The following is an 11,138-nucleotide window of genomic DNA, read 5'->3' on the forward strand; positions in this document are numbered from 1 at the left end:
AGTCGAAGGCTATTTTCGATAAACTCTGATAGCGATCGCATCCACATTGATCCCTCACTGTACTTGTTGGTAATTACACCTTTATCTCTATTCCGTATTTTCTCATAAATGATTTAGGATTGCTATAGAAGTCACGGCTACACAGACAAAACCTGCCTCCGCAGGTTAACAAACAATTTGCTTGAGCAAATTGTTGATTTTGTATTAGTCCACGGAGGTGGACTTTGTTTGTGTAGTAGCGACTTATAGTCGCCTAATCCTTTGAACTTTATTTAACTCTTTGAATTGTCGCTTGTAGAACAAGGAACAGACTTTTTCCCTGACCAATCTGTAAGAGTATTTTCATCTTTATAATGCCGGGGAGTTTGCAGCAGCAAGTTCCAAGCTTCCCCAGCATCTAATAAATTAAATTGTTCAGAATAATGAGTTTCCAACAAATCCCTAACTATGAAATAATAGTCAGAGTTAATTCCTGGAAAAATATGATGTTCAGTATGGTGAGAAAAATTTAAATGCAACAGGTCAAAGATTTGATAAACCCGGAGAGACATACTATTAATAAGTGGATCATTAACGCTGGTCATCCTACAAAGTAAATGATTGGTATAAATATAAAAAATTATCCCACCATAGCCAATTCCAATAGGTAAAAAGTAACCAAGTATGAGTTTAAGGGGTTCAAATTCTAGATAGGCTAAGATGCTCAGATGAATTATTATCATCATCAATAATTCCCCTGCGATCGCTCGACGATCTTTGGCACTAACTGTAAATGCAGCAGGAACATAATCGACGGATTCACGATTGAAAAATAGCACAGATGTCAGATTGCGAAAAGTATGTACTCCCCAAGCTGAAGTCAATCCTACTGTGAACCATATAGGATTAACTTCACTAGAAGGCACAAATAAATCCTGAATCCATTTTCCCCAGGTTGAAGACTGTTCATATAAGTAATTGCGATCCGGATCGCCCAAATCATTAGTGTGATTATGATGTACTCGGTTATGAACTGCTTTCCACAATGTTGGTGGCATCCACAACATTGTTAGCCCTAGAAAGCTAATAATATAGGTTAACCGGGCGTTTTTAATCACGCTACCATGCATAAGATCGTGGGTGCTAAATAGTAAGGCAACCACGCTATTACCCATAATGATGCTTAGAGGAAGATAAAGCCATAAAAGAGATGGCGACCAACAATCTAACCGAGCCGCTATCATCCAGCCTAGTATCAAAATTGTCAGATTAATGAACAAGATAACTAATTTACTTGGATCTGGGATAAATGCTTCAGGTGGAATGAGAGAACGTAATTCTTTAGCATATATTTTCTGGTGAATCAGTGTTTGATCAGTACTAACCTTCATAAATCATTGTCACGTAGAGAATTGAACTAAATACAGTTTTGCGGTAAATCGTAGCGTTTTTAAACGCAGAGAAACACAAGTCTTTCGTAATTTTATGCGTTATATCATGTCCGCATAATTAGTTATGATTCCCACAGTCATTCCACCCCACCCCGCCAAAGCTACGCTTTGTCTCCCCTCCCCGCTTGCGGGGAGGGGATTAAGGGGTGGGGTTCTTGGGGTTTAATAAGTAATCAAGCGGACATGATATTACGGACTTGTGAAATTCTATACTAAGACATTCCAAAAGATAACTACTCACCAAAAAAAGAGGATGGAGAGATAGTCCGATGTAAAACTTAACTAGACAAGGACGAGCAGAGGAACAAGGGAAGCAGTTACTGAGCAAGAAAAGAATGAAAAACAATCTTTTCTTTTGAATTTTGAATTTTGACTTCTGCCTTGCGGTACTAGTCTTTTATTGTTCTAACATTTGGAAGAATCGGGTAAAGTAATCTGGAAAGGTTTTCGCTGTACAGCCAGGATCTTTAATTACAATCCCTGGAACCTTCAAGCCAGTGACAGCAAAAGCCATCGCCATTCGATGATCGTGATAGGTTTCAATCGCCGCCGGGGTAATGGGGCCAGGCTCAATTTTTAGTCTATCTGGAAATTCTTCAACCTTGACTCCTAGCCGACGCAACTCTGTAACTACAGCTTTAATCCGGTCGGTTTCCTTATATCGAATATGTTCCACGTTACGAATAGTAATCGGTGAACTGGCAAAGGGCGCGATCGCTCCTAATGTTTGCACCAAATCTGATATATCATTCATATCAATGTCGATGCCTTGCAATTGCTTCGGCCCCGTCACTTCGGTGTAATCATCCGAATCTTTAATTTGGCAACCCATCTGTTCTAAAACGTTCAGCCACAGAATATCACCCTGACAGGATTGTTTCGTCAAATGTTTGACGCGCACCCGTCCACCCGTGACAGCAGCAGCGGCAAAAAAGTAAGAAGCATTTGACGCATCGGGTTCTACTGTGTAATGTCGAGCTTGGTAACGTTGACCCGCTTTAATCTGAAATTGATTATCGCCGATTTGAATCACCTCAACGCCAAAATCCGCCATCAGACGACAGGTCATTTTGACGTAAGATTGAGAAACTAATGTCCCCTCAACCTCAATGTTCGTATCTTGTTGAGCATAAGGCGCAATCATCAGCAATGCCGAAAGTTGCTGACTTGTTTGGTTAGCTTTCAACCGAAAATTTCCGCCAGCGAATTGCCGACTATAGACGGTGTAGGGCATAAAGCCGGAGTTTCCTTCAAAGTTAATGGTTGCTCCCCCTGCTTCCAGCACCGTTAACAAGTCACCCATCGGCCGTTCTCGCATTCGGGGAACGCCATCTAGACGATATTCGCCATTACCCAATGCCACCAGCGCCGAGATAAACCGTGCTGCTGTGCCTGCCAAACCGACAAATAAATCTGCCTGTTTCGCTGGGATATCGCCTCCCCTTCCCGCCACTTGGATTTGTGCCAGATGAGGATTCAGTGTAATGGGAATGCCTAATTGCTCTACGCATTTGGCAAAATACTCGCTATCTTCACTAAATAAGGCATTTTCTAAAACGGAGTCACCTTGTGCCAAAGCTGCGACAAGCAATGCCCGATTGGTAAGACTTTTAGAACCGGGAATTTCTACCGTGGCATCCACTGGCCGATTTAGAGCAGGAATTGCAATGGTATCCACGTTAAACCTCTACGTAGGCGGTTAGCTACAACTTTATATATTATTGCCATATTCTAACCAAAAGGGGCAGGGGGAGACATTTTCATAGAGCAAATGTCATCTCTTGTCACTTATAAAGACTACAAAAAATCTTCAAATACTATTCAGTTTTGCCTAAATAGGACTGCCCCTTTCAAGGTGACTCGTAAAATAAGATTGTTTTTTCTCAGCGCTCTCTGCGCCTCTGCGGTTTAAAAGTGATTGATTTAACCGCAGAGGCGCAGAGAAGCCAGTGCGCCCTTGCGGTTTCCCGACTTGTTCGCGCAGCGTCTCCCCTTCTCCCAAAGGGAGAGGCTAGCGCCAAGGGAGAAGCAACTGGCGCAACACACAGTAAGGAGCTTAAAGAGGAATTTAATGCCAGGAGTTTATCTGCGTAAAATCACTGAGTTACAGAGTGAATTTAAAGTAAATATAATATATTTTTAATGAGAAAAATTGAACTATGTCTATTACACGTATAATTGAAGGTCTAAATGAGTTTCATGACAACTATTTTCTTACACATCGGGAGTTGTTTGAACAACTCTCCCAGGCTCAGAACCCGGAAGTATTATTCATCACTTGCTCTGACTCGCGCATCGATCCATGTTTAATAACTCAAAGTCAACCAGGAGAATTATTTGTTATCCGTAATATTGGTAATATAATTCCTGCTTATGGAACGCAGAATAATAGCGAAGGAGCAGGCATAGAATATGCTGTCCAAGGTTTTAATATTAAAGTTATTGTCATCTGTGGTCATTCTCACTGTGGAGCAATGAAAGGGCTATTACAAATAGGTAGCCTTGCTCAACAAATGCCTTTAGTTTACGACTGGTTAAAGCATTACGGTGAAGCTACTCGCCGCCTTGTGTTAGACAACTATAAGGATTATCCTAGCGATAAACTATTAAAAATTGCAATTGAGCAAAATGTATTAACTCAGATAGAAAATCTAGAAACATACCCAATAATCCGCTCTAAACTACATAGTAATCAACTTACTCTTCATGCCTGGATTTATGAAATAGAAACTGGTGAAGTCTTTGCTTATGATGCAAGTGTTAGTAAGTTTAAAATTTTGGAAAACCGCCCTTTTCCTGTACCTAATCTCCTGACCCGATTACCATCAGAATAATAAATTTAACTAAATTTAATCAATCATTGCTAGTGGCTAGTAAATTTTCAATTTTGGGAAACTCCAGGGCGTCCACAGTTTTTTATTGAAGGAGGCAGTTATTGCTGGAGGAGCAAATCATCCCTTTATTTGAACCCGGATGACCAAATAATTACTAATTCGTAATACTCGCCTTCGGCGAGAAGCAAGCTACGTAATTCGTAATTGAAGAGGGTACAGAGCAAGCACTAAATTTTTAATTTAGTGGTCAACAAGAAAGTGACGAGTTCAAGCTCTCACTAATTGTAATTACGAATTACGAACTATCAATTACGAATTATTTTGACTTGGAGCCACTGAACTCTCGTAAATGGCTGACTCACCCGCCTAGAACTAAAGTTCTAGGCTAACAGATCAAGTCTACTGAAGTAGACTAAAGATTATTGGGTATATTTAGTCATCAAGAGATGACTTTTGCTATTAGGCAATTCTCAATGCACTGTGTCAGCCTAGGTGACATTAGGGCATCAATATTGAAATGGTAACAAAGGGAGGTGTATATAAATACGGTTAACCGAAAAAGTAGGTAGTCTAGGTTTTTTTAAAACAGTAGCAATTGTTGCTGATAGAAGCAGGCGATCGCGCTAAGATTTTGGACTTAAGCCTGATCCAACTCCAATAACTCCTTAATAATTCGTAATTTATGGTACGAAGCAACTAAGTTGAGTTATGGGGATAAAAATATGATTTTTTCTAAAACTGAAATTCAATTACATCCCAAGGACAAATGACGAACGTAGACAAATTTCAAAGACTAGTAGAACTTGCAAACGATCATGGAATTATTTGCCAGCCAACACCAGAAGAATGCTTGATTGCATCCTTGCCTGGAGACGATGATTTCTTATTAGCTTTTACTTGGTCTGGTACAGTTGAGGGAGAGCCACCAGAGCATGAATTAATCGCAATTAGTGTACAAGATATAGTCAAAGAAGTTACCGTTGCAGCTTGGCAGATTCCTTTTTATTTATTCGGAAACGTTTTAAGGCAGGCTCAGATGCTTGTCACTGCCCACAAAGATTTTGTTAGCTAAGAGACAAGCCATAGCTAAAAACTGCTATCCCTGTCAACTGTGGCAGGGATTTTTATTTGAACTATGACGTTGAACTTGAATTCAAGCGATTGGGTTCAGCATCTCGTAGAGAGGAAAACAGGACTTATATTATGTCCGCTTGATTACTTATTAAACCCGAAGAACCCCACCCCCAACCCCTCCCCGCTTGCTCTTAGGGGAGACAAAGCACAGCTTTGACGGGGTGGGGTTCTTTTATTATGGGTAATTTGGCGGACATGATATTACGCAAAAATTGCTAAAAAGCTTAATTTATCGAACCGCCTTCGCGCTTCGCGTCTCGTAGAGAAGACGCCTTGGCGAAGCCTCTCGTAGAGAAGAGCGCCGAGAATTCGTAGACTGTGCGTAAGTCCTGGAAAAATGGGAAAACAGCGATGTTTACGACGGGCTAGTGCCGCAAGGCGGAAGTCAAAAGTTTTGTATATCAAGGCTTTTGCAAGTTTTCAAATGGGAGCTTGAGTTACGCCGCGCTGTACTAGGCTTACGCACCTTGTCATATTATTACAGCGTATTTCAGGTAAATGAAGTACACGGGTAGGGGCACAACAGGTTGTGCCCCTACGATTATCTGTACCTCACGCCTGTTGCAATCTGCTGTATGTGAAAGTAAACTGGCGATCGCAGTCAGCACTAAAGTCCTAGATTTGAGGACTAAAGTCCCCACTACAAACTGAGGATTATATAATTCGGCTCATAATTTGTCACTATACTAAACGCTGTAACTCAAAAAATTAAAGCTGTAGTTACTACAGCTCTTTCTGTATTAACTACAGAAGAAGCTGTATTAACTACAGAAGAAGCTGTATTAACTACAGAAGAAGCTGTATTAACTACAGAAGAAGCTGTATTAACTACAGAAGAAGCTGTAGTTAATAACGTTCCTAGTTTAATAAGTAATGCTTAAGTTGTTGTTACTACTGTTTCAGCAGTAGTTATCAATGCTCAAGGTGTTATAACTAAAGCTTAAGTCGTTGTTACTACATTTGAAGCTGTTGTTATTGTTGCTGAAGCTGTAGTTAATAACGTTCCTAGTTTGATAAGTAACGCTTAAGCTGTTGTTACTAACGCTGAAGTTGTGCTTATCAACATTCAAGTTGTCGTCAACAGATAAGAAACTAATCTTCTCAGTTTTCATTTCCTTTCTCTAAATTTTTAACTCAATTCCGTGGGTTTAAGTCCCCCGGTTCAATAAAAATTTTGTTTTGTGTTGGGGTTAAATCCCCATTACAAAACAAAATTTACGAAAGCGTTGCGGGGCGTTCGCGTTTAGCGTCTCTAAGAGTTGCCCATTACGAATTACGAATTATATCATGTTCGCTTGATTACTTATTAAACCCGAAGAACCCCACCCCGCCAAAGCTACGCTTCGTCTCCCCTCCCCGCAAGCGGGGAGGGGATTAAGGGGTGGGGTGCAATGACTGTGGAAATCATAACTAATTATGCGAACATGATATTACGAATTATTTAACCGCCTGTTACTCAATTGCTATTCAAAACGGTAGCCTGGAAGAACTCAGTTTACATACACTACATCATGTTACCTAAACCTAAAAAGCACTGGACACCTTCAAATTGGGCAAGTTGGAAGCCCTTTGGCGTTGGCGAACAGTATCCCAATAATTATTGGGAGGTATTTCGGGCAATCTGGCTGTCTCGTGACAAACTACCTTATGCGTGGAATATTCTTGATAAAGGTGTCTGCGATGGTTGCGCTCTCGGAACAACCGGGATGAAGGATTGGACTTTAGATGGTATCCATCTCTGCAATGTCAGGTTGCGGCTGTTGCGGATGAATACTATGCCAGCTTTTGACCCTGTGTTATTGGAAGATGTTTCGCAGTTACAAAAGCAAAAAAGTGCCCAGTTACGTGACTTGGGAAGACTCCCGTACCCGATGATTCGTCAACGAGGGGAAAAAGGCTTTCGCCGTGTGAGTTGGGATGAAGCTTTAGGAGTAATTAGCGATCGCATCCGCTCCACTACACCAGACCGCCTCAGTTTCTATGTTACCAGTCGCGGCACTGTCAACGAAACTTATTATGCCACCCAAAAAGCTGTGCGGGCAATGGGTAGCAATAATATTGATAACGCTGCCCGCATTTGCCATTCTCCCAGCACGGCGGGGCTGAAAGCTGCTCTCGGTGCAGGGGCTACGACCTGTTCTTATAAAGACTGGATTGGTACTGATTTATTAGTCTTCATTGGCTCCAACGTTGCTAACAATCAGCCTGTTACCGTCAAGTATCTCCATTACGCTAAAAAAGCTGGCACAAAGATTGTAGTTATTAATACTTACCGCGAACCAGGAATGGAGCGCTACTGGGTTCCCTCAATTGTAGAAAGTGCCGTTTTCGGTACAAAGTTTGCCGAAGATTTCTTCTTAATCAACATGGGCGGGGATATAGCATTTTTGAATGGCACTATTAAACATATAATTGCTAACAACTGGGTAGACCAGTCATTTATAGATTTATATACAGATGGCTTTGCCCAACTCAAAGCATCGTTAGAAAATCAATCTTGGGAAGAATTAGAGCGGCTTTCTGGAACATCCCGCGAGGAAATGTACGCCTTTGCCAAAATGGTCAAAGAAGCGAATAAAGCCGTATTTGTTTGGAGTATGGGCATTACCCAGCATGAATGCGGTGAAGATAATGTGCGAAGTATTATTAACTTAGCTCTTACCAAAGGTTTTGTCGGTCGGGAAGGCTGCGGTTTAATGCCAATTCGCGGTCACTCTGGGGTGCAGGGTGGTGCAGAGATGGGGTGTTACGCGACAGTATTTCCTGGTGGTAAACCTATCACCCCAGAAAATGCTGCCCAATTGAGTCAACATTGGGGCTTTGAAGTGCCAGCAAGTAAAGGTTTAATTGCTCCAGAAATGATTAACGCCGCACATCAGGGGGAAATAGAAGTGTTGGTTTCTGTGGGCGGTAATTTTTTAGAAGTGTTGCCAGAACCAGATTATGTGGAAGCGGCGCTGAAGAAAATACCGTTGCGGGTACATATAGATATTGTTCTCTCCAGCCAGATGTTGGTGGAACCTGCTGATACTGTGGTGCTTTTACCTGCGACGACGCGCTACGAAATACCAGGGGGAGTCACAGAAACTAATACCGAACGCCGGGTAATTTTCAGTCCAGAGATTCCGGGGCCGCGCATTGGAGAAGCGCGTCCTGAGTGGGAAGTGTTTTTAGAATTGGCAAAGCGCGTGCAACCAGATTTGGCAGATAAGCTGGCTTTTGCTGACACAGCTGCTATCCGTCAAGAAATTGCTCAAGTTGTCCCGCAATATGCTGGTATTCAACACTTACAGCAGGCTGGCGATCAGTTTCAATATGGTGGCTCACATTTGTGCTTTGGTTGGAATTTCCCTACACCGGATGGTAAGGCACACTTTGGCGTATTATTGCCACGCCAAAGAGAATTACCAGAGGGTTATTTTTTATTAGCAACGCGCCGAGGCAAACAATTTAATAGTATGGTGCAGGAACGCAAGGATGCAATTACTGGGGCAATGCGAGAGGCGGTGCTAATGAATGCTGCTGATGCGGCACATTTGGGTTTAAAAGATAGCGATCGCGTCATTCTTAAGAATGATTTAGGCGAGTTGTTCTGTCAAGTCTACATTGCGCCAATTCAGTCAGGAAACTTGCAAGTACATTGGCCAGAAGGGAATGTGCTACTAGATAAAAGTAAGCGATCGCTTGAAGGAGTTCCTGATTATAATGCGATCGTCCAGTTAGAAAAAATCTGAATCAAGTCTCATTTTCCCAATTTATTTCAACCACATCTATCGTAGGGGCACAGCATTGCTGTGCCCCTACAGCCCGATCTATTTACCTGAAAATAGCTGTAATATCATGTCCGCATAAATAGTTACGCTAACCACAGTCATTACACCCCACCCCCAACCCCTCCCCGCTTGCGGGGAGGGGAGACAAAGCATAGCTTTGGCGGGGTGGGGTTCTTCGGGTTTCATAAGTAATCAAGCGGACATGATATAATTTGCTACTTTCAGTTATCCCCAATTCTAGAAAGTATTGAGAGTTCTTGGACTTAGTTAACTCTTCCCTTGCACCACACTTAGCATGAAATTAACCCGCTGCTCAAACTCTAGCTTTTTGACCAATGCGACAAATTCATCCGTTTCACCAGGTAGTTGATAATCGGACGGCACTTGAATTACGGTTCCATTGTCCATTCCTTGTGCCAGCAGTAGCCAAACGTCTAATTTGGCATTGGGACTTAGACTATTATAGGTTTGGTTTGCACCATTAATAATGTCCCGTTGTGCTTGCAGTTGCTCTTCTTGAGACAAGTCTTGGATTTGGTCGAACACTGCTTTAGCTATAGCTTCTACGCTTTCAGGAGGTGCCGGGTTTAGCTGTTCTTTAAGATCAAGATAACCGAACCAAAGTAGGGCTAGCTGAGTATCTACATCAAAGCGTTGAAAAGTTTCTAAAGCTGGTTTTGTTGCTTCATCAATTGTGTAAGTCATAAAAAACTCCAACTAAGTTAAGGTTATTTTGATTTCCTCAGTTACTTACTGAGAAATTTGTTTTTCAGTACTTAATATAACTTAACGAACAAATCCAGATAGATAACCCCACTTAGGGTAGGTATAACACTCACTACATAAGATAGATATAGATAACTCAAGTTGCTAGTTACAAAAATGCCTGCTTCAATGTATGGAAAGCAAAGATAAATGTTAAAACTTGAAGTAGCGTCTGTGACTGTAAGCGATCGCTTGAAGGGGGTTCCTGATTATAATGCGATCGCCTGGTTGGAAATCCTAAACTGCTATGAGCATAGACGTAGAGCAACTGCTCGTCAGATATCGTAGCCAACACCATCTATAACTTCTACTGCTACGCTAAACTTAATGTCACCCCAAAACTTGCCCTCATGTCCGCCGCCAAAGATTTTGAACTCCCAAAAGATGTAATATTTCCTCCAGGAGACTTATATAGTGATGAACCGCCTTTGGAAAGTGAATTACATCTACGCCAAATAATTCTGCTATTACAATGTTTGGAATTGTGGTGGCAAAATCGCAATGACTTTTATGCTGCGGGTAATCTGACAATATACTACAGTCCCCGCCAGCGTAAATCAGAAGACTTCCGGGGGCCAGATTTTTTTGTAGCCCTGGGATGTGAACGCAAAGTTCGTAAAAGTTGGGTAGTATGGCAAGAAGACGGCAAATATCCCAATATCATTGTAGAGCTTCTGTCTGACTCCACAGCAGCGATTGACAAAGGTCTAAAAAAACAAATTTTTCAAGATATTTTTCGCACTCCCGAATATTTCTGGTTTGATCCAAATAATTTAGAATTTGCTGGGTTTATCTTAGTTGGAGGTACTTATCAACCTATAGAATCTAACCCTCAAGGTTGGTTGTGGAGTCAGCAACTAAGTTTGTACTTGGGTGTTTATGAAAATAAATTGCGTTATTTTACCCCAGAAGGACAGCTAATTCCCACACCTGAAGAATTTGCTCAACAACAGGCGCAACGTGCCGAACAAGAAAAACAACGTGCCGAACAAGAAAAACAACGTGCCGAACAAGAAAAACAAAGAGCCGATCATTTAGCAGCAAAACTGCGAGAATTAAATATTGATCCAGAAAATTTATCAGAAAAATGGGTTTAAAACCCCGTGCTTCTAGCACGGCTTTGATTTACTAGAGTCAGATTCTCCACTAAATATGTTAAAATAGCGGAATGTTAACCATGAACTTCCGCTACCGAATCTACC

Annotated in this window: 8 protein-coding genes; 5 read left to right on the forward strand and 3 right to left on the reverse strand. The window is 41.6% G+C overall.

The window, feature by feature from the left end; all coding sequences use genetic code 11:
* Positions 1 to 272: 272 nt before the first annotated feature.
* Positions 273 to 1,370, reverse strand: coding sequence for a fatty acid desaturase family protein (locus LC586_RS37595; RefSeq protein WP_229490801.1), 1,098 nt, complete (start codon positions 1,368 to 1,370; stop codon positions 273 to 275).
* Between the two features lie 457 nt (positions 1,371 to 1,827).
* Positions 1,828 to 3,108 carry a 3-phosphoshikimate 1-carboxyvinyltransferase gene (aroA, locus tag LC586_RS37600; RefSeq protein WP_229490802.1) on the reverse strand — a complete coding sequence of 427 codons (1,281 nt, stop codon included), beginning with the start codon at positions 3,106 to 3,108 and terminating at the stop codon, positions 1,828 to 1,830.
* 481 nt (positions 3,109 to 3,589) lie between these two features.
* Here aroA and LC586_RS37605 point away from each other — a divergent pair, with 481 nt between their 5' ends.
* From LC586_RS37605 to LC586_RS37615, 3 genes are all read left to right on the forward strand, one after another.
* Positions 3,590 to 4,264: a carbonic anhydrase gene (locus tag LC586_RS37605; RefSeq protein ID WP_229490804.1), complete on the forward strand. Its 675-nt coding sequence runs from the start codon at positions 3,590 to 3,592 to the stop codon at positions 4,262 to 4,264.
* Positions 4,265 to 5,030: 766 nt separating this feature from the next.
* Positions 5,031 to 5,336, forward strand: a complete 306-nt coding sequence (locus tag LC586_RS37610) for a hypothetical protein (protein WP_229490806.1) — start codon at positions 5,031 to 5,033, stop codon at positions 5,334 to 5,336.
* Between the two features lie 1,573 nt (positions 5,337 to 6,909).
* The gene (locus tag LC586_RS37615; protein WP_229490808.1) at positions 6,910 to 9,132 is read left to right on the forward strand and encodes an FdhF/YdeP family oxidoreductase; all 2,223 of its coding nucleotides are present in this window, start codon (positions 6,910 to 6,912) and stop codon (positions 9,130 to 9,132) included.
* A 306-nt stretch (positions 9,133 to 9,438) separates the two neighbouring features.
* Here the strand turns inward: LC586_RS37615 and LC586_RS37620 are convergent, their stop codons facing one another.
* Complete coding sequence (locus tag LC586_RS37620) at positions 9,439 to 9,876, reverse strand: orange carotenoid protein N-terminal domain-containing protein (protein ID WP_229490809.1); 438 nt, start codon at positions 9,874 to 9,876, stop codon at positions 9,439 to 9,441.
* Between the two features lie 210 nt (positions 9,877 to 10,086).
* Here LC586_RS37620 and LC586_RS37625 point away from each other — a divergent pair, with 210 nt between their 5' ends.
* Positions 10,087 to 10,224: a hypothetical protein gene (locus LC586_RS37625; RefSeq protein WP_229490810.1), complete on the forward strand. Its 138-nt coding sequence runs from the start codon at positions 10,087 to 10,089 to the stop codon at positions 10,222 to 10,224.
* Positions 10,225 to 10,286: 62 nt separating this feature from the next.
* Positions 10,287 to 11,033, forward strand: a complete 747-nt coding sequence (locus LC586_RS37630; protein ID WP_229490812.1) for a Uma2 family endonuclease — start codon at positions 10,287 to 10,289, stop codon at positions 11,031 to 11,033.
* The last annotated feature ends 105 nt before the right edge of the window (positions 11,034 to 11,138 follow it).

The organism is Nostoc favosum CHAB5714 (assembly GCF_020829495.1).
Lineage (GTDB): Bacteria > Cyanobacteriota > Cyanobacteriia > Cyanobacteriales > Nostocaceae > Nostoc > Nostoc favosum.

Excerpts from the sequence above, each read along its gene's own strand:
- LC586_RS37595 (WP_229490801.1), bottom strand. The coding sequence starts at position 1,370 with ATGAAGGTTAGTACTGATCAAACACTGATTCACCAGAAAATATATGCT.
- LC586_RS37605 (WP_229490804.1), top strand. The coding sequence starts at position 3,590 with ATGTCTATTACACGTATAATTGAAGGTCTAAATGAGTTTCATGACAAC.
- LC586_RS37610 (WP_229490806.1), top strand. The coding sequence starts at position 5,031 with ATGACGAACGTAGACAAATTTCAAAGACTAGTAGAACTTGCAAACGAT.
- LC586_RS37615 (WP_229490808.1), top strand. The coding sequence starts at position 6,910 with ATGTTACCTAAACCTAAAAAGCACTGGACACCTTCAAATTGGGCAAGT.
- LC586_RS37620 (WP_229490809.1), bottom strand. The coding sequence starts at position 9,876 with ATGACTTACACAATTGATGAAGCAACAAAACCAGCTTTAGAAACTTTT.
- LC586_RS37625 (WP_229490810.1), top strand. The coding sequence starts at position 10,087 with ATGTTAAAACTTGAAGTAGCGTCTGTGACTGTAAGCGATCGCTTGAAG.
- LC586_RS37630 (WP_229490812.1), top strand. The coding sequence starts at position 10,287 with ATGTCCGCCGCCAAAGATTTTGAACTCCCAAAAGATGTAATATTTCCT.